Source organism: Streptomyces novaecaesareae (assembly GCF_000716875.1).
In the GTDB taxonomy this organism is placed as follows: Bacteria; Actinomycetota; Actinomycetes; order Streptomycetales; family Streptomycetaceae; genus Kitasatospora; species Kitasatospora novaecaesareae.
Map to the genome: position 1 here is coordinate 1 of NZ_JNWQ01000126.1, position 18,138 is coordinate 18,138.

The 18,138-nt window shown below is 74.4% G+C and carries 12 protein-coding genes and 1 pseudogene; 6 read left to right on the forward strand and 7 right to left on the reverse strand.

Annotated features, from left to right (window positions below):
- Nucleotides 1–2,246, forward strand: a 2,246-nt coding sequence (locus OP86_RS30575; RefSeq protein ID WP_106973555.1) for a SpoIIE family protein phosphatase, incomplete at its 5' end; no start/stop codon positions are given.
- Between the two features lie 164 nt (nucleotides 2,247–2,410).
- Entirely contained in the window at nucleotides 2,411–4,045 is a 1,635-nt protein-coding gene (locus OP86_RS30580; RefSeq protein ID WP_078589497.1) for an esterase/lipase family protein, read from the forward strand.
- Nucleotides 4,046–4,164: 119 nt separating this feature from the next.
- On the opposite strand, the pseudogene OP86_RS33095 reads toward OP86_RS30580, so the two are convergent.
- The 5 genes and pseudogenes from OP86_RS33095 to OP86_RS30605 form a co-directional block, all read right to left on the reverse strand.
- Nucleotides 4,165–5,093 (reverse strand): annotated as a pseudogene (locus tag OP86_RS33095) (DUF2637 domain-containing protein).
- A gap of 214 nt (nucleotides 5,094–5,307) precedes the next feature.
- Nucleotides 5,308–6,261 carry a (2Fe-2S)-binding protein gene (locus OP86_RS30590; RefSeq protein ID WP_078589496.1) on the reverse strand — a complete coding sequence of 318 codons (954 nt, stop codon included), beginning with the start codon at nucleotides 6,259–6,261 and terminating at the stop codon, nucleotides 5,308–5,310.
- A gap of 161 nt (nucleotides 6,262–6,422) precedes the next feature.
- Nucleotides 6,423–7,274, reverse strand: coding sequence for a hypothetical protein (locus OP86_RS30595; RefSeq protein ID WP_051834221.1), 852 nt, complete (start codon nucleotides 7,272–7,274; stop codon nucleotides 6,423–6,425).
- A 201-nt stretch (nucleotides 7,275–7,475) separates the two neighbouring features.
- The gene (locus tag OP86_RS30600) at nucleotides 7,476–8,330 is read right to left on the reverse strand and encodes a hypothetical protein (protein ID WP_234435106.1); all 855 of its coding nucleotides are present in this window, start codon (nucleotides 8,328–8,330) and stop codon (nucleotides 7,476–7,478) included.
- A 151-nt stretch (nucleotides 8,331–8,481) separates the two neighbouring features.
- Entirely contained in the window at nucleotides 8,482–9,081 is a 600-nt protein-coding gene (locus tag OP86_RS30605) for a nucleotidyltransferase family protein (RefSeq protein ID WP_030062431.1), read from the reverse strand.
- A gap of 129 nt (nucleotides 9,082–9,210) precedes the next feature.
- Here OP86_RS30605 and moaA point away from each other — a divergent pair, with 129 nt between their 5' ends.
- Both moaA and OP86_RS30615 read left to right on the forward strand, forming a co-directional pair.
- Nucleotides 9,211–10,215: a GTP 3',8-cyclase MoaA gene (gene moaA, locus OP86_RS30610; RefSeq protein ID WP_030062432.1), complete on the forward strand. Its 1,005-nt coding sequence runs from the start codon at nucleotides 9,211–9,213 to the stop codon at nucleotides 10,213–10,215.
- Between the two features lie 119 nt (nucleotides 10,216–10,334).
- Nucleotides 10,335–11,909: an alpha/beta hydrolase gene (locus OP86_RS30615; RefSeq protein WP_063832490.1), complete on the forward strand. Its 1,575-nt coding sequence runs from the start codon at nucleotides 10,335–10,337 to the stop codon at nucleotides 11,907–11,909.
- An 86-nt stretch (nucleotides 11,910–11,995) separates the two neighbouring features.
- Here the strand turns inward: OP86_RS30615 and OP86_RS30620 are convergent, their stop codons facing one another.
- Both OP86_RS30620 and OP86_RS30625 read right to left on the reverse strand, forming a co-directional pair.
- Nucleotides 11,996–14,410: a glycosyltransferase family 39 protein gene (locus OP86_RS30620; RefSeq protein WP_030260653.1), complete on the reverse strand. Its 2,415-nt coding sequence runs from the start codon at nucleotides 14,408–14,410 to the stop codon at nucleotides 11,996–11,998.
- Between the two features lie 146 nt (nucleotides 14,411–14,556).
- Nucleotides 14,557–15,678: an alpha/beta hydrolase gene (locus OP86_RS30625; RefSeq protein ID WP_030062438.1), complete on the reverse strand. Its 1,122-nt coding sequence runs from the start codon at nucleotides 15,676–15,678 to the stop codon at nucleotides 14,557–14,559.
- A gap of 153 nt (nucleotides 15,679–15,831) precedes the next feature.
- Here OP86_RS30625 and OP86_RS30630 point away from each other — a divergent pair, with 153 nt between their 5' ends.
- Nucleotides 15,832–16,827, forward strand: coding sequence for a hypothetical protein (locus tag OP86_RS30630; protein ID WP_157849886.1), 996 nt, complete (start codon nucleotides 15,832–15,834; stop codon nucleotides 16,825–16,827).
- Between the two features lie 186 nt (nucleotides 16,828–17,013).
- Nucleotides 17,014–18,138, forward strand: a 1,125-nt coding sequence (locus OP86_RS30635) for a putative Ig domain-containing protein (protein WP_030260650.1), incomplete at its 3' end; no start/stop codon positions are given.

Genomic DNA, 18,138 nt, shown 5'->3' on the forward strand with positions numbered 1-18,138 from the left:
AGATGTGTATAAGAGACAGCCCCCGCACCGCCGAGCCCCGCACCGCAGGCCCGCGCACCGTCGAGCCGCGGCCGCCCGCCCAGCCGACCCGGCGGACCTCCTCGCTGCGCCCGTCCCCCAGCCTCGCCGCCGCCCGCCTGGCGCCCGTGCTGTCCGGCGGCCTGCCGCCCTCCTCCGCCGACACCATGCCGGACTGGCTGGAGCCGGCGATGGCCGCCAACGGCATCGGCTCCTTCGACTGGGACATCCGCCGCGACGTCCTGGAGGGCGACCAGCGGGCCTGCACGATCATCGGGCTGGAAGGCCCGGCGCTGGGCCGCTTCGACCGCACCGCCGACTCCTTCCTGGCCCTGCTGCACCCCGAGGACGCGCCGGTGGTGCGCCGCCGGGTCGAGCGCGCGGTGGCCGAGCTGGGCCAGTGCGGCGCGTACTACCGCACCGTCGGGCCGAACGGCTCCATGCGCGCGGTGCGCTTCCGCGGCCGGGTGCTCGCCGACGCCTTCGGCCGCGCCTCCCGGATGGTGGGCTTCGTCTGGGACGCCACCGTCGAACTGCACAAGCGCGACCGCGCCGACCGGATGGCCCTGCTGCGCGAGGAGCGCTCCCGGTTCATCAAGGAGGCGGCGCGCGCCCTCTCCGAAGCCGTCACCGTCCGTGACGTGGCCCGGGTCTTCACCGAACTGCCGCTGCCCGGGCTGCCGCCGGACGGCCTCGTGCTGGCCTCCTTCGAGGCCGGCCGGGCGCAGATCCTCGGCGCCTCCGGCTACCACTTCGAGACGCTCGCCGTCTGGGACCGCACCGTGCTGCCGGCCGGCCACCCGGCCGCCGAGGCGCTGCGGCACCGCGCTCCGGTGTTCGTCGCCACCCGCGAGGAGTTCCGCGGCCGCTACCCCGACGTCTGGGAGCAGACCAGCCGCTCCGGCCGCGGCTCCTGGGCCTACCTGCCACTGGTGGCCAGCGGCCGGGCGATCGGCGTCTGCGTGGTCAGCTTCGACGACGAGCGCGAGCTCGACGCGGACGAGCGCACCCTGCTGTCCACCCTGGGCGGGCTGGTCGCCCAGTCGCTGGCCCGGGCCCGGCTGCACGACGCCGAGCACGAGCTGGCGGCCGGCCTGCAGCGGGTGATGCTGCCGCGCACCGTGCCGTCCGTGTCGGGTGTGACCACCGCCGTGCGCTACCTCGCGGCCGGCTCCGGCCTGCAGATCGGCGGCGACTGGTACGACGTGGTGCCGCTGCCCGGCGGGCACGTCGGCCTGGTGATCGGCGACGTCCAGGGCCACGACGTGCACGCCGCCGGGATCATGGGCCAGCTGCGGATCGCGCTGCGCGCCTACGCGGCCGAGGGCCACCCGCCCGCCGCCGTGATGGCCCGCGCCTCCCGCTTCCTCGCCGACCTCGACACCGACCACTTCGCGACCTGCACCTACGCCGAGGTCAACGTCGACTACGGCGTGGTGTACGCCGTCCGGGCCGGCCACCTCGACCCGGTGGTGCGCCGAGCCGACGGCACCGCCGCCGTGGTGCCGGTCGCGGGCGGGCTGCCGCTGGGCATCGACCCGGACCAGGAGTACCGGGTCACCCGGTTCAGCCTGGACCCGGGCGAGACCGTGCTGCTCTGCACCGACGGCCTGGTCGAGGCGCGCGGCATGGACCTGGACGAGGGCGTGGCCCGGTTGACCCGGGCGCTCGCCCGCCCGCTGCCGTCCGCCGCGGAGGCGGCCCGCGACCCGCTGGAGGAGCTGGCCGACCGGATCGCCTCCCAGGCCGCCGACTCCAGCGAGCGCGAGGACGACATAGCGCTGCTGCTCCTGCGCTGGGACGGCCCGGCGGGCGGCCTCGCCGCCCAGCAGCTGCGCCGCCGGATCGGCCAGGCCGACCTGGCACGGGTCGCCGAGGTGCGGGCCGAGCTGCGCGACGCGCTGCGCCGCTGGGGCGTCGCCGAGTTCATCGACACGGCCGAACTGCTCTCCTCGGAGCTCGTCACCAACGCCATCCGGCACACGGACCGTGACGCCATGTTCACTGCGCGCCTCTACCGGGAGCCGGAGGCCGACGGCGGGCGGGCCCGGCTGCGGGTCGAGGTGGAGGACGAGTCGGACCTGTGGCCGACCCGCCGTACGCCGGGCGAACAGGCCTCCTCCGGGCGCGGCCTGATGCTGGTTGAGGCGCTGGCGGACGCCTGGGGCGTGGAACCGCGCGGATCCGGCAAGCGGATGTGGTTCGAGCTCAGCGGGGCCGCCGCCTAGGGACCGTCCCGGTGGGGTGCGGCCCTGGACGAAACGCGCTCGCGTCTGCGAACCTGAAGACAGGTCACGCGCCCCGGCGCGTCCCGGCAGCCGGCGAGGGTGTGTGGCTCGGGCCCGCCGGTCCGAGGCGGGCAGCCGCGACCACTGCCGGCGAGGATCACGCCATGGTGTCGATCTTCCATCACCACACCGACGGCGAAGCCGTCGAGTCCCCCACGATCCCGCTGCCGCCTCCGCAACGGCAGCCGGCCGAGGCCCGCTACGCCCTCGACGGCGTCGCCCGCCTCCCACTGATCTACGTCCGCGGCTTCGCCGGCGGCACCAGCGGCATCGACAAGCAGGTCGACGACCCGTTCTACGGTTTCAACGACGGCTCGACCCACATCCGGGTCGGCGGCGACGGCAACGCCCAGTACTACCAGTTCGAGAGCCCGCTGCTCCGGCTGTTCGCCGAGGACGGCTACCACCCGCTGGTGGCCGGGGATCCCAAGGCCTACCTGCGCTCCTGCGAGGCCGGGTCGGTGGATCCGGCGACCGTCTGGATCCACCGCTTCTACGACGCCGCCGCGGACACCTTCGGCACCCGGGCCGGCGACTTCGACATCGAGGCGGCGGCCAGGGACCTGTACGAACTCGTCCAACTGGTCCGCGAGAAGACGGGCGCGGACAAGGTCGACCTGATCGCCCACTCGATGGGCGGCCTGGTCTGCCGCAGCATGCTCCAGAAGTGGTCGTACGACAGCGTCGGGGACTTCCGGCCGACCGCCCCCGGAAAGGACCTGGTCGACCGGCTGTTCACCTACGGCACGCCGCACGGCGGGATCACCTTCGCCGTCGGCGGGGGCCTGCTCGACGAGTTCATGGAGGACCTCGGCCCGGTCGGATCCGACATCTTCTCGCCCGAGAAGATGTACGGCTACCTGGTGCCGGGCGTCGAGTACGGCGCCGAGGCCCCGAAGGACTGGCAGGCGAACCGGATCCCGCCCGAGGCCTTCGACGTCGACCGCGTCTTCTGCGTCATCGGCACCGACCCCGGCGACTACGGCCCGGCCCACAAGGTCGTCGGCCCGCAGAGTGACGGCCTGGTGACGATCCGGAACGCCTGGGTCGAAGGCGCGCACCGCGCGTACGTTCACCGCTCGCACTCCGGTCGCTACGGTCTGGTCAACTCCGAGGAGGGGTACCAGAATCTGCGCCGCTTCCTGTTCGGCCGCAAGCGGGTGGCGATCGAGCTCGCGGGCCTGGATCCCGGCCCGTCCGAGGTCGACGGCCGCCGGTCCTTCTGGCAGGGCGAGCTCCAGCTGTCGGTCCGTGGGCTGCCCGTCGTGCTGCACCAGCAGGTGGCGGCGCACTACTGCCCCGTCCTGCTGGAGCCGCAGCCCGACGGCGCCGCCGTCCCGCTGACCACCGTCTTCCTCCTCGACCCGCTGCTGTCGCCCGCCGACGGCACGAACGGGCCGGTCTCGCCGCCGTCCCGCTACGCGCTGCACCTGAAGGTCTCCCGGCTGACGGAGGAGCACGGGCTGCTGTTCTGGCGCGACCACCTCGCCCAGACCGCGGACTGGGACGACACCCTGATCGTCGACGTGGGGCACGAGAGCGACGATCCCAAGGGCGAGCTGCGGATCTGGGCGGTCTGGAACTCCCAGCTCCCGGTCGCGATCGCCGACCGCGATCCCGAGGGCACCAGCCCGCTCGGCCTGGACCGGGACGCGGTGACCGTGCCCCTCCCGCCGAGTGCGGGCCGGCTCCTGGGAACCGACACGGCGCTCGTCCTCAAGCCCGCGGTCTGGGAGTGACCGGGCGGCCGACGAGCCCCCGGCAGCCGGGGCCTCCCGGGGGCTCGTCGGCCGCGCCGGCCTTGCCGACCTCGCCGGCCGGCGAGTCCCCGGGAGGACAGGACAGGCACGGGACGGCGTCAGCCGAACTGCTGCTCCAGGTCCTTCAGCTTGCGCTCCAGCGAGTCGAGCCGGGGCAGTGTGACGGTGTCCTCCTCCACCGTGAGGTCGATGGTGCGCCGCTCCGGACGGGCCGGCAGACCGGCCTGGACGACCGTGCCCTCGGCGGCCTCGACCTTGCGCGGTGCGGGCGCACGCTCGACGCCGGGCCGTTCGGCCTCGGGCCGCTCCGCCCCGGGCAGCTCGGCCGCGGCGGGCCGTTCGGCCCCGGGCCCGCCGGCTATGGCAGGCTCCGAGCCGGACTCCAGCTGCCGGGCGCCGCCGCTGCGCCGCCAGCCGCTGTTGGAGCGGTTGATCGCCCGGATCTCGGCCCGCTCGCGGCGCCCGGCCAGCTTGCGGCGCTCCTTCTCCAGGACGCGATCCCGCTTCTCCTCGCGGACCTCGTCCACCGCCTCGTCCAGGCTGCGGACGTTCTCCAGGAGCATCAGCGACCAGGCCGCGTAGGTCTCGCGCGGGGCGCGCAGCCAGCGGACGATGCGGATCTGCCACCGGCGAAGAGCCAGACCAGCAGCCGGGAGCCGAGTGCGGCGTCGCCGTGGCTGGCCTCGCGGACGGCGAGCACCGAGCAGAACATCGCGGCGCCGTCCAGGCCGAACGGGACGAGGTACTCCCAGCCGCCGGACAGGCCCAGGTTCTGCACGCCGAAGCCGACCAGCCCGTGGAAGGAGAGCGCGGCGGCGACACCGGCACAGCAGAACAGCAGCGTGTACGAGGCGGCGCCGTACAGGGATTCCTTGCGGTGGCGCCGTTCCTCGGAGCGCTCCCAGGAATCCGTGCCGCCGGCGGGGGCGGATCCCCGGCTGCGGAGCAGGGCCACCAGGAGCGCGCTGACCAGCAGCCCCGCGATTCCGGTGACGGCCCACCCGAGCGGTATGTCGGACAATTTCATCGCCGGAACCAGCCTCGCTTTCCTGCGTCGCTTTGCTGCGTCGTGATGGCGGGGACCATCATGGCGGATGCTCGGCAGGCGAATGGCCGATTCGCCGTCAATGCGCTGGGGAGAGGGATTTCTGACTCAGCAACAATCCTATTTTCTTATGGATCTGGTGTGGATTGTTCCTGGAATTCCGGGCTTTCCGGATCTGTCATCGCACGGACGTTCGTCAACGCCGCATGACGCGCGGGCAGCCACCGCACATGTCCTGCGGCTCCACGGTGTACACGAGGCAACAGCTGGCCCGGGCCCGCTCCGCGCCCGAAGCGTCGTCCTCGGCTCCCCGGGCAGTCGAAGCGCCGCCGCGGCCGGGCGCCGGGGGTGCGAAGCCGGCGCCCGGGGTGAAAGGGGCCGGGGCAGGGGCGGGGCCCGTCCGCGCGCCGGGCCGGACCGGCGCGTGCGCGGGCTCGCCGGGCGCCAGCAGCGCGGACAGCTCGACGCGCGCCCGGTCCTGCTCCCCGAGCAGCCCGCCCGCGAACCAGAGCCCCTCCACCACGGCGTCCGTGGCCATCGCCCACAGCACCCGGGGCCCGCGCCGCACCTGCGGACCGAAGGCGGCCAGCACCGGCGCCAGGAACCCGCCCAGCGCGCACCGCAGTTCGGCGGCCAGCGCCGGCTCGTCCGGTGCCGTACGGGCCTGCGGCGAGCCGGCCGCCGGGTCGTCCGGCAGGCAGGCGAAGCCCGTCGGACGGACCGTCAGCTCCACCGCGTCGCTGCGCCGGCGCAGCGAGACGTCCCCGAGGGCGAGCAGCGGGACGCGCCGCTCCAGGAACCACGGCAGCGTGAACAGCAGGGACACCGGCCAGACGAAGCGGTGCAGCCCGAAACCGGCCGCGACGTCCCGGCGCAGCGGCTGTCCGTAGCGGGCGAGGCCCGTCCGGGCGTCGTGCGCGATCAGCTCGCGCACCGCCTCGGGGCGGGCGGTGAGGTCGGCCGCGGGCAGCCAGCCGCCGCCGCGTCGGGGCGGGGCGCAGCGCACGCCGAGGACGGGGGTGAGCCCGGTCAGCCGGTGGTACGAGGGGGCGCCCGGGGCCGTGGAGGCCGGCGCGGGGGCGGGGGCGGGCGCCCCCGTGCTGCGGGGGGCGCACGGCGCGGGGCCGGGCCTGGTGCTGCTCGCGGTCATGGAAGGCCCCATCGGGTCGACCGGGGCCGGCCATGACCGCCCGGCCGGACCCGGGCCGGGGTGGCGCGCCGGGCCCGGCCGGACCGGGGCATGGCGGTGCCCGGGGAACGGCAAGGCGACCCGGCCGGGGCACTGCTGGCCCCGGCCAGGTTAGGCTCACCTTAGCTGATTGTTCCCCCGGTCTCGCTGATGATGCGCCCGTCCGGGGGAGCCACCGGCGCGCGCCCAGCAGCCAGTTGGCGCGCGAGCCAGACCGGCACTCCGCCGAGGGCGTGCACCAGCCGGGCCGCCTCGGCGCGCAGCCGTGCCGCCTCGGCCGGCTCGGACACCTCGGCGAGCGCCGCGAGCGCCGGCGCCACCCCCACCGTGAAGCCGAGTTGCTCGCGCAGCCGCAGCGAGGCGTCGAAGCCCTCCCGGGCGTGCCCGCGATCCCCCCGGGAGAGCGCCAGGGCCGCCAGATGGCGCCAGGTGTACGAGCGCAGCAGTTCGTCGCCGCGCTCACCGGCCCCGTCGTGCGCCCGCCGGTACGCGATCCAGGCGGCGCTGCGGTCGCGCAGCAGGTTCTCGGCGACCAGCCCGCGCCGGAAGTCCAGCAGCGGGCGGCCCGGCGCGTCCGGCGGCAGCAGGGCCGAGGTCCGGCCGAGCGCGGCCTGCGCCTCGTCCAGCCGGTCCCGCGGGCCGAGCACGCTCGCCACGTACGCGAGGAAGCCGCGGGCGCAGGCGGCGGCCGCGCGCTGCTCGGTGCCGGCCGCCTGCGCCTCCGCCAGGCGCAGCGCCTGCTCCGCCTGGGTCCAGTGCGCTGCGGTGAACAGGCACTGCTCGATGAGGAGTTCGGCCCGCCCGAGGGCCGCGGCCGGGTCCTGCTCGGCAGCCGGACGCAACAGCTCGGCGGCCTCCTGCCAGCACCCCCGGGACCTCAGCCGCCACACGGTGTCGCCCGGTTCCTCCGCTGCCGCCCGCCCCCGTCCGTCCGGGCCGCTCTGGCCGCTCGGGCCCCATCCGTGCTCCGACAACGCCACCTCCTTGTGTGCGCCATCCAGCAGGGCACGGACCTGCCCCTGGGGCCCTGCCGCCACGACCGTGCGCATGGCAACGGCAGGGCGAAAGGCCCGCGCTGTGGCGGCAATTCAACACGGGGGTGAGCTTGTGCACCAGATCACGAGCGGAGGTTGTTGCTTTTGCGGAAGAAATGATCTAGTGGGGCGTCCCGGCGGTCAGGACGTCCAGCCGGTCTCCATCAGGGCCTCGGCTGCGCCGTTCGCGGGCTGCGGCACGCCGGCCAGGTCCAGGCTGAACAGGGCGACCAGCAGCTGTTCGCCGCGCACGGTGGCCTGGTGCGAATAGCCCGCGAGGGTGAACATCGCGGCGGCCATCTCCTCGGCGTGCAGGGTCTGCAGCCACAGGCACTCGACCGACTTCACGTCGGCCGGCTCGGTCCAGGTGTCCACCTGGGCGACCATCCGGCTGCCCAACAGGGTGACCCCGTCGCGTTCCTGGGCCTCGGTCAGCTCCAGGTCGTCGAAGCCCAGCCACTCCAGGTAGCGGGCGGCGGTGAACACCGCGTCCTGCGAGGTGCGCACCGGGTGCGGGCGGAACGGCGTGCGGTGGCGGAACGGGCGGGAGCGGCCGCCGGTGGCGCCGGGCGGCGCGGGCGGGGCGGGCACCGGTGCGCCCATCGGGTGCGCCGGGTGGGGGCGGGAGGACTGCGGGCCGGGGGCGGCGATCGGGGCGGCCGTACCGCTGCCCAGCCGGGTGGCGCGGTCCACCGGCAGCCGGACGGTGGCGCCGCAGTTGCAGGTGAACTCGGGCTGCGGCCACTGGTCGGAGCGGCCGCAGTGCGGGCAGCGCATGCTCAGCCAGGAGTCCTCCCAGGAGCGGAAGCGCACCTGGACCGGCACCCCGCCGCGCAGCAGCGGCACCTTGAGCGAGGCGCCGCAGGGGCAGGGGAGCGACGGTGGTTCGTACAGGTGCTCGCGGCGGCAGGCGGGGCAGCGGATCGCCCGGGCGCCACCGCCTGCCCCCGGCCGCGTGGGGTCGTGTCCGGTGAAGTCGTCGGGCAGTCCGGCCATCGCGGGCTCCGTCCGTCGGTGTCGGGTGGATGGGACGATTCCCATGCTCCCCGAAATGTCCGGCGATGGGCGCGGAATGGGGCAATCCTCAGGGATGGATCAGGGGCCGTCGGCCGCGGGGGGTGAGACGGCCTCCCCCGTGGGGAGGAGGTCAGCCGGCGGACCAGCGGGCCAGGTCGGCGGGGGTGTCGAGGTCGTCCGGGACGGCGACGTCGGCGCACTCGACCAGGACGACCTCCGCCCCGTGCGCCGTCAGCAGGGCGCGGGCGCCGGCGTCGCCGGAGGCCCCCGCCGCCGCCTCGGCGAGGTGCCGGGCGCCGATCAGCACCGGGTGGCCGCGCCGCCCGTCGTAGGCCGCCGCGGCCAGCTCGGCGCCCGCCCGGTGCGCGGCCAGCAGCCGGGCCACCGCGGCCGGGGTGACGCCCGGGGTGTCCACCAGCATCACCAGCACCGCCGGGGCGTCCGGCGGCAGGGCGGCCAGGCCGGCCCGCAGCGAGGAGCCCATGCCGCCCGCCCAGTCCGGATTGGTCACCAGACGGCAGCCCGGCAGGTGCGCGGTGGCCCGCACCCGCTCGCCCTCCGCGCCCAGCACCACCGTGACGTCCCGGCAGCCGCCGGCCCGGACCACCGCCACCGCGTGCTCCACCAGCGGCCGGCCCCCGTACCGGATCAGTGCCTTGGGCCGCCCGCCGAGGCGCCGGCCGCCCCCGGCGGCGAGCACCAGGGCGGCGACGGCCTGAGTGTTCTGCATGGGCCCAGCCTGCCGCTACCGGACCAGGTCGCGCATTGTGTGAACGCACAAGGGGAAGCCGCAGGTGGCGGCCGCTCCCCGGCGGTTCGGCCGCTGGCCCTGCGGGCGGCCGCCGCCTGTACTGGGGCGATGAACACCGCACCGCGCCCGCTGGTGGACCGCTTCGGCCGGGTCCACACCGATCTGCGGGTCTCGTTGACCGATCGCTGCAACCTGCGCTGCACGTACTGCATGCCGGCGGAGGGCCTGGACTGGCTGGCCCGCGCCGAGGTACTCGGCGACGACGAGGTGGTGCGGCTGGTGCGGGTCGCCGTGGAGCGGCTCGGGGTCGCCTCGGTGCGGCTGACGGGCGGGGAGCCGCTGCTGCGGCGGGGGCTGGTGGGGTTGGTCGGGCGGCTGGCCGCGCTCGGGGCGGAGCTGTCGCTGACGACCAACGGGATCGGCCTGGCGCGTACGGCCGTTGCGCTGCGGGAGGCGGGCCTGGGGCGGGTGAACGTCAGCCTGGACACCCTGCGGCCGGAGCGGTTCGCGGCGATCACCCGGCGGGACCGGCTGGCCGACGTGCTGGCGGGGCTGGCGGCGGCGCAGGCGGCGGGGCTGGGGCCGGTGAAGGTGAACGCGGTGCCGGTGCGGGGGGTGAACGAGGACGAGATCGTCGCGCTGGCCGAGTTCGCGGTGGAGCACGGGTACCGGATGCGGTTCATCGAGTCGATGCCGCTGGACGCGCAGGGCGCGTGGGACCGTACGGCGATGGTGACGGCGCAGGAGATCCTGGCCGCGTTGGGGGAACGGTTCGAGCTGGTGCCGCTCGGGCGGCACGGAAGTGCGCCGAGCGCTCCGGCGGAGGAGTGGCGGATCGCGGGGACGGAGGCGGTGGTCGGGGTGATCGCCTCGGTGACGCGGCCGTTCTGCGGGGGCTGCGACCGGGTGCGGCTGACGGCGGACGGGCAGCTGCGCAACTGCCTGTTCGCGACGGAGGAATCGGATCTGCGGGCGCTGCTGCGCGGCGGTGCGGACGATGCGGCGATCGAGGCGGCGTGGCGGCTCTCGGTGGCGGGCAAGGGGCCCGGGCACGCCATCGGCAGCGCGGAGTTCGTCCGGCCCGAGCGCCCGATGTCCGCCATCGGCGGCTGACCCGGGAAGGCCCTGCTACAGCAGTGTGACGGCTGACGAAACGATCCGTCGCGGCGGTGGAAGTCGGACGCGATGTGCCCCGGGCCCGGATCAGGTGGTATTCGTGGGCGGTGGCCCCGATGATCCCCCGGCTCCCCCGGTTCCCCAGTCCCAGGCACGCCCTGCCCGTCGTCGCCGTCGCCCTCACCCTGGTGGGCGGCTGCAGCGGCCCCCACGGCGTGGGCAGAACAGGCACCCCGCCCCCGCTCGACGAAAGGGTCGCCGCCGCCACCGCCCCGGCCCTGCGCGCGCTCTACGACCAGCGGATCGACTGGCAGCCCTGCCCCGGCGATGCGGACGCCGACCCGGACGCCACCGTCGTCCAGTGCGCCACCCTCGAAGTCCCGCTGGACTACGCCGACCCCGGCGGCCGCACCGTCGGCGTCGCCCTCTCCCGGGTGCCCGCCGCCGACCCGGACCAGCGCCTCGGCGCTCTCCTGCTCAACCCCGGAGGCCCCGGCAACTCCGGTGTCAGAATGGTCCGTTGGGGCTGGAAGAACTACCAGGGGCCGCTGCACGACCACTACGACCTGGTCGGCTTCGACCCGCGCGGCGCCGGGGAGACCACCCCCGTCAACTGCCTGGACGACCACACCCGCGACGAGTGGAACGCCACCGACGACCCGGCCTACGACCACGCCCGGACCCTCGCCGACGCCTGCCAGGCGAAGCACGCCGACCTGCTCCCGCACGTCGGCACCCGTGACACCGCCCGCGACCTCGACGTGCTGCGCGGCGCCCTCGGCGAGCGCAAACTCGACTTCCTCGGCTTCTCCTACGGCACCCACCTCGGTGCGCTCTACGCCGAGGAGTTCCCCGACCGCACCGGCCGGCTCGTCCTCGACGGCGCCGTCGAGCACAGCCGCGACCCACTGCGGCTCGGCACCGAACAGGCCGCCGCCGCCGAAACCGGACTCCGCGCCTTCGCCGCCGCGTGCGCCACCGACGAGGGCGACGACTGCCCGCTCGGCACCGACCCGGACGCCGCCCCGGGCCTCCTCGCCGACTTCCTCGACGGCCTGCGCGACCACCCCCTGCACACCGCCGACGGCCGCACCGTCACCGCCGCCCTCGCCTGGTCCGCCGTCTTCGACGCCCTCGCCGACGGCCACCGCTCCTGGCCCCAGGTGCGCGACGTCCTCACACCCGCCATCACCCGGGGCGACGCCCAACCGCTGCTCGAACTCGCCGACAGCGCCAACGGCCGTACGCAGGACGGCCGGTACGACACCCCGGCCGACGCCTTCGCCGCCATCTCCTGCGCGGACCTCCCGCAGACGCCCACCGAGGCCGAACTGCGCACGGCCCTCGCCGACCTCGCCACCCGGGCCCCGCTGACCAGCCGGCACGCCCCGCTGACCACCCTGCTCGACCCGGACTGCCGCTCCTGGTCGTACCGCTCGCCCGAACGCCCGCACACCGTACGGGCGCCCGGCAGCGCCCCGATCCTGGTGGTCGGCTCCACCGGGGACCCGGTCACCCCGTACCCGTGGGCGCAGCGGCTGGCCGCCGGGCTGGAGCACGGCGTGCTGCTCACCCGGGACGGCGACGGGCACACCGCCTACGACAAGAGCGAGTGCGTCCGGGCCGCCGTCACCGCCTTCCTGGTGGACGGGCGGATGCCGGCGGCGGGGACGCGCTGCGCGTCCGACTGAGTCTGGCGTCCGGGCGCGGGGAAGGGCCCGGGCACGGCGAAGGGGGCGGGCCGCGCGAACGCGGCACGCCCCCTTCGGGGTCGAGGTCAGGAGGTCGGGGCCGTCAGGTCGTAGAAGGTGGTCGAGCCGATCGTCTTCGCGGTGAAGTGGGCGGTCACCCAGGACTCGATCTGGGCGGACTCGCTCTGCTGCCCACCTTCGCCGCCGCCCGCGCCGCCGCCGAAGCCGCGGTGCGAGCCGCCCGCGCCGATGAACCAGTGCACCTTGCCCTCCTGGACGTACTTCTGGAAGCCGGCCAGGGTCAGCGAGGGGTCGGTGCCGTTGAAGCCGCCGAGGGCCATCACCGGCTTGCCGGTGGCGAGTTGGTAGCCGGCGGCGGTCTGCGAGCCGATCGCGGCGGCCGCCCAGGTGTAGTGGTCGGCGTTCTGCTTGAGCATCGCGGCGACCTCGTCCGTCACCTTGGGGCCGTCGAGCAGGCCGCCCATGCCGCCGGGGGGAGGGCCGCCGGCCGTGCCGCCGGTGCCGGTGCCGGTGCCCTCGGGGTCCTGGGTGCCGGGGAGGCCGTTGCCGCCACCGGTGCCGCGCTCGTGGCGGCCGTTGGCGTGGTCGGTGCCGTTGCCGGTGTCGTTGCCGGTGCCGCCGCCCGGGAAGGCCTGCCCGCCCGGGAAGCCCGGCCCGCCGGGGAAGCCCTGGCCGTTCTGCCCGCGCGGGGCCTGGCCGCCGGGGAAGCCCTGGCCGAACCCGCGCCCCTTGCCGGTGCCGCCGCCCGGGAAGCCCTTGCCGCCCTTGCGCCCCATGCCGCCCGGCCCGAACGCGCCCTGCACGCCCGGCCCGGCGGTCACGATCGAGCCGGTGTGCGCCGTGTTGACGGTGTCCACCGCGTACGCCGCCGGACCGCCCAGCGCCGCCGCCAGACCCACCAGGCCCGCCACCGAGGCGATCCGCGCGCCCGCCCGGCTCGGGGCCCGCCCGGCGACCTGTCCGCCGACCAGCGCGGCCGCCGCCGCCAGCCCGCTGACCAGCACCGCCCAGCGCAGCCACGGCAGGAAGTCCGAGCTGCGCCCGAGCAGTACGAACGCCCAGACCGCCGTCACCGCGAGCGTCCCGGCCAGCACCAGCGCCCACGGCAGCCGGTGCCGCGCCCGCCACAGGCCGTCCACGCCCATGCCGACCAGCGCCGCGACGGCCGGGGCCAGCGCCACCGTGTAGTACTGGTGGAAGATCCCGGACATGAAGCTGAAGATCAGCGCGGTGGAGAGCAGCCAGCCGCCCCAGACCAGGAACGCCGCGCGGGCGGTGTCGGTGCGGGCGTAGCGGCGGGTCGCCCAGAGACCGACCACCAGCAGGATCAGTGCGGCGGGCAGCAGCCAGGCGATCTGCCCGCCGATGTCGGTGCCGAACATCCGGGTCAGGCCGGTCTGCCCCCAGCCACGGCCACCGGGCATCGCGCCGCCCGGCAGGTCGATCCCGGCCGGGAGCCGTCCGCCGCCGCCCACGCTGCCGCGCTCGTTGCCGTCCACCCGGCCGAGGCCGTTGTAGCCGAAGGTGAGCGAGAGGAAGCTGTTGTCCTGCGAGCCGCCGATGTACGGGCGGGCCGAGGCGGGCATCAGCTCGACGATCGCGACCCACCAGCCGCCCGAGACCAGCAGCGCCACGCCCGCGAGCAGCATCTGCCGCACCCGCCGCCAGAACCCGGTGGGCGCCACGACCAGGTAGATCACCGCGAAGGCGGGCAGGATCAGGAAGGCCGCCAGCGTCTTGGTGAGGAACGCGAAGCCGAACATCACCCCGGTGAACAGCAGCCAGCGGGTGCCCGCCGCCTCGACCGCCCGCACCATCCCGTACGCGGACAGCGTCAGCAGCAGCACCAGCAGGGCGTCCGGGTTGTTGAAGCGGAACATCAGCGCCGCCACCGGGGTGAGCGCCAGCGCCGCGCCCGCCAGCAGGCCGCCCAGCGGGGAGAAGCGGCGGCGCACCGTCGCGTACAGCACGCCGACGGTCGCCGCGCCCATCAGCGCCTGCGGGGCCAGGACCGACCAGGAGGAGAGGCCGAAGATCCGCGCCGAGAGCACCATCGGCCACAGCGAGGCCGGGGGCTTGTCGACGGTGATGAAGTTCCCGGCGTCGGAGGAGCCGAAGAAGAAGGCCTTCCAGCTCCGGGTGCCGGCCTGGACGGCGGCCGAGTAGAAGGAGTTGGCCCAGCCCGAGGCGCTCAGGCCCCACAGGTAGAGGACGACGGTCGCGGCCAGCAGCGCCAGCAGGGCCGGGCGCACCCAGCGCGGGTCGTCCTCCCGCCCGCGCCAGGCCCGGGCGGGGAGACTGCGCAGCCGGCCGGACCAGGAGGCGGGGCCCTTGGGGCCGGCGGGCGGCAGGGGCTGCTCGGGGAAGAGCGGCGCCGGGTCCGGTCGGGCGGGGCCCGGTTGCGGCACCTCCGGCGGCGGGTGGTTCGCGGCCTCGGGCCACGGGTCACCGGCCGGAGGGGAGTAGCTGCTCGTGGTCATGCGCCATACGGTGCGTGGCGAGGCTGAGAGAACCGTGAGACGGGGGTGTGAGGCGGGTGTGATCTGCCGGGTGTCACCCGGACGGCGGCATGGTCAGGCGGCTCGGTCAGGCGACCAGGTCAGATGACCAGGTCAGGGTGACCAGGTCAGGCGGCGGCGGGCATGGTGATGTGCTTGCCCAGCCACTCCAGCGCCGGCGGGATCTCCCGGGTCCAGGTGTGGAAGTTGTGGCCGGCGGTGTCCAGGGTGATCGTGGACATCTTGGTGGGGGCCTTGAACGCCGCGATCATGGCCTTGGTCTCGTCGTAGTTGTTCTCGTCGTTGGCGGTGGTCAGCAGCAGCGAGACCGGGGCGGGCGGCTGGTTCTTCAGCCGCCACAGCAGGTCGTTCTCCTGCTTGAGCTTGTCGCTGCCGCCGAACAGGTCGCCGGTGGTCTCGTCGTGGGCCGCGCTGTAGTAGCCGGAGAGGGCGATCGCCGCGGGGTAGGAGTCGGGCTTGCGCAGCGCGAACTTGAGCGCGCAGTAGCCGCCGGTGGAGTTGCCGATCACGGCCCGGTTGGCCGGGTCGGTGCCGATCCGGTAGGTGGTGGCGAGGGCCTTCGGCAGGTCGCTGGTGAAGAAGGTCTCCACCTGCGGGCCGTTCGGCACGTCGACGCACTCGGTGTCCCGGTTGCCGGCGAGGGTGGGGCGGGCCATCACCAGCACGGTCGGCGGCAGCTTCTTCTGCTCGATCGCCGCCAGGGTGGAGGCCGGGTACTGCATCAGCGAGATCAGCTTCTCCGGGGTGCCCGGGTAGCCGGTGAGCACCAGGGCCATCGGGAAGCGCTGCTTGGTGTAGTCCGGCTGGAAGTACTGCGGCGGCAGGTAGACGTACGCCTCGGTGCTCAGGCCGCTGCCGGCCCCTTTGACGTCGACCTTCTGGATCAGGCCGGAGCGCTCCGGGTCCGAGCCCTGGGAGGAGTAGAACTTCTGCTCACCGGTGACGGCCACGCCGGAGGCGTTGGGCGTGTGGTCGACCACCGTGCCGAGCCCGCCGCTGGTGCCCAGCAGGTCGGTCCAGGAGCTGTAGAAGCCGAAGTAGCTGTTGGCGATCAGGCCCATCGCGACCAGCACCGCCAGCTGGGCGGCCAGGAAGGCGCCGAGCCGCCCCAGCCAGGACTTCCAGCCCTTCCCGCCGAACCGCGGCCAGAGCCACATGGTGGCGGCGAAGACCACGATCGCGATGACCGAGGCGATGAGCTGGAGGGGGAGTCCGGTGAGACTGAGCACGTGCCGATCGTAGTTGACCTCCTGGGACGCCCCGGGACGGCCCCTTTCGGTGGCTGCTGTGAATCCGCTTGACCGGGGTCGTTCGTGCCCGGGACCATGTGTCGCCGCGTAAGGGCGCGGTGGGTGGGTAGTCCGGGTTCCGGGGGTGGGGTCATGAGGTCTGTGTGGTCCGTGTGGTCCGAGCGGTCCGAGCGGTTCGTGGGGAAGGCCGGCCTGGCGGTCGGTACGGCGCTGGTGCTGGCGGCCTGCTCCGGCGGCGGGGGCGGCTCGTCCTCGGCCGGATCGGGCGGATCGGCGGGGGGAGCTGCGGGTTCGGCGGGTTCGGCCGCCTCCGCGACACCCAGCCCGACGCCGACGCCGACCCGGCCGCCGTACGGTCCGGTGCTCAGCACGAGCATCGACCCGGTCACCGCCGCGCTCTCCCAGGTGGCCGCCGCCAAGAGCCTGACCGAGCTCGACACCGTGCTCGGCACCGTCGGCACCAGCGCGCAGACGGCTGCCAAGTCCCTCAGCAAGGCGGACGAGCCGGCCACCGTCACGACGGCGCAGACCGAGCTGGTGACGGCGCTGACCTCGCTCGCCGCCGACGCGGCCAAGGTCCGCAGTGACATCAAGTTCCACGACGTCTGCGCCCTGGGCTCGGCCGAGGCCGCGCTGGGTGCCTCCCAGGGGCTGACGGGGGTGTCGGCGGCGCTCACCAAGATGACCACGGCCGGCTACCCGACCACCTTCGCCGTCCCTGAGCTGCCCAAGCAGCAGTCCCGCTCGCTGGACAACGGCACCATGGTCCGCCGCGGAAAGCTGCGCGGCGAGGGCGAGTTCAAGGTCGACAACGGGGGCTCGGCGGACGCCGTGGTCTCGCTCGCGCTGAACGGCAAGGCAGTGCACTCGGTGTACGTGGCCAAGGGGCAGAAGGCCACCGTCGAGGGCGTCGAGGACGGGACGTACGAGGTCTACTTCTCCGGCGGGACGGACTGGGACGCGGACGCCAAGGGGTTCACCCTGGACTGCCGGTTCAGCAAGTTCGAGGACACCCTGGCGTTCGAGACCGGCCGGACCGCGACCACCTGGCAGATCACCCTGCAGCCGGTGGCCGACGGCAACGCCAAGACCAGCGACGTGGACCCGAACTCCTTCCCGCAGCCGTAGCGTTCGCTGCGACACGCCCGTAACGGGCATACCGGGACAGGTGGTTGCCGCCGGATGGCACGGATCGCGCCGGGCAGTGGCGAGTTCTTCCATAACGGTTGACCCCTTGAAGTGGGCATGGCACTTTCGTGCGGCGCGGACGTCGGCGACCAGTCGTACACCCCGCGATCCCCCACAAGGAGAGCCATGTTCAAGAGACTTGTCGCGATGGCCGGCACCGGTGCCGTCGTCGCCGGCGGGGTGGTCTTCGCGGCCGCCCCCGCGCACGCCGTCCAGGCGGCCGATCTGACGGCCACCATCGCCCTGAGCAACTGCTCGGCCTCGCTGGTCCGTTACCCCACCTCGGCGGCCGGCGACCGGGCGCTGATGCTCACCAACGGGCACTGCCTGCCGACCATGCCCTCGGCCGGCCAGGTCATCCAGAACGTCAGCGCCAGCCGCAGCGGCACCCTGCTCGACGGTGCCGGCAACGACCTCGGCACCGTCCAGGCCGACAAGCTGCTCTACGCGACGATGACCGGCACCGACGTCGCGCTCTACCAACTCACCGACACCTACGGGTCGATCAGCTCCAAGTACGGCATCACCGCGCTGACCGTCAACGACGCGCACCCGGTCGACGGCGCCGCGATGTACATCCCCTCGTCGTACTGGAAGCAGGTCTGGAACTGCTCCGTCAACGGCTTCGTGTCCACCCTGCGCGAGGACGAGTGGACCTGGCACGACTCGCTGCGCTACAGCTCCGGGTGCAACACCACGCACGGCACCTCCGGTTCGCCGATCGTCGACTCCGCCAGCGGGCGGATCGTCGGCATCAACAACACCGGCAACGACGACGGCGCCATGTGCACCCTCAACAACCCGTGCGAGGTGGCCGCCGACGGCACCACCAAGGCCTACAAGGGCCAGAGTTACGGCGAGGAGACCTACTGGTTCACCACCTGCCTGAACTCCAGCCGGGCCATCGACCTCAACGTGGCCGGCTGCCTGCTCACCAAGCCGGCCGGCAGCGGTGCCGTCTCGGTGACCAGCCCCGGTGACCAGTCCACCGCCGTCGGCACCGCGGTCAGCGTGCAGATCAACGCCTCGGGCGGCACCGCTCCGCTGTCGTACTCGGCCTCCGGCCTGCCGGCCGGGCTGGCGATCAACGCCTCCACCGGCGCGATCACCGGCACCCCGACCGCAGCCGGCACCTCCAATGTGACCGTCACGGTGAAGGACTCGGCCGGCAAGTCGGGCACCACCAGCTTCACCTGGACGGTGACCACCGGTGGCGGCGGCAGCTGCACCCCGGCGCAGCTGCTGGGCAAC

Excerpts from the sequence above, each read along its gene's own strand:
- OP86_RS30580 (WP_078589497.1), top strand. The coding sequence starts at position 2,411 with ATGGTGTCGATCTTCCATCACCACACCGACGGCGAAGCCGTCGAGTCC.
- OP86_RS30590 (WP_078589496.1), bottom strand. The coding sequence starts at position 6,261 with ATGACCGCGAGCAGCACCAGGCCCGGCCCCGCGCCGTGCGCCCCCCGC.
- OP86_RS30600 (WP_234435106.1), bottom strand. The coding sequence starts at position 8,330 with ATGGCCGGACTGCCCGACGACTTCACCGGACACGACCCCACGCGGCCG.
- OP86_RS30605 (WP_030062431.1), bottom strand. The coding sequence starts at position 9,081 with ATGCAGAACACTCAGGCCGTCGCCGCCCTGGTGCTCGCCGCCGGGGGC.
- moaA (WP_030062432.1), top strand. The coding sequence starts at position 9,211 with ATGAACACCGCACCGCGCCCGCTGGTGGACCGCTTCGGCCGGGTCCAC.
- OP86_RS30615 (WP_063832490.1), top strand. The coding sequence starts at position 10,335 with ATGATCCCCCGGCTCCCCCGGTTCCCCAGTCCCAGGCACGCCCTGCCC.
- OP86_RS30620 (WP_030260653.1), bottom strand. The coding sequence starts at position 14,410 with ATGACCACGAGCAGCTACTCCCCTCCGGCCGGTGACCCGTGGCCCGAG.
- OP86_RS30630 (WP_157849886.1), top strand. The coding sequence starts at position 15,832 with ATGAGGTCTGTGTGGTCCGTGTGGTCCGAGCGGTCCGAGCGGTTCGTG.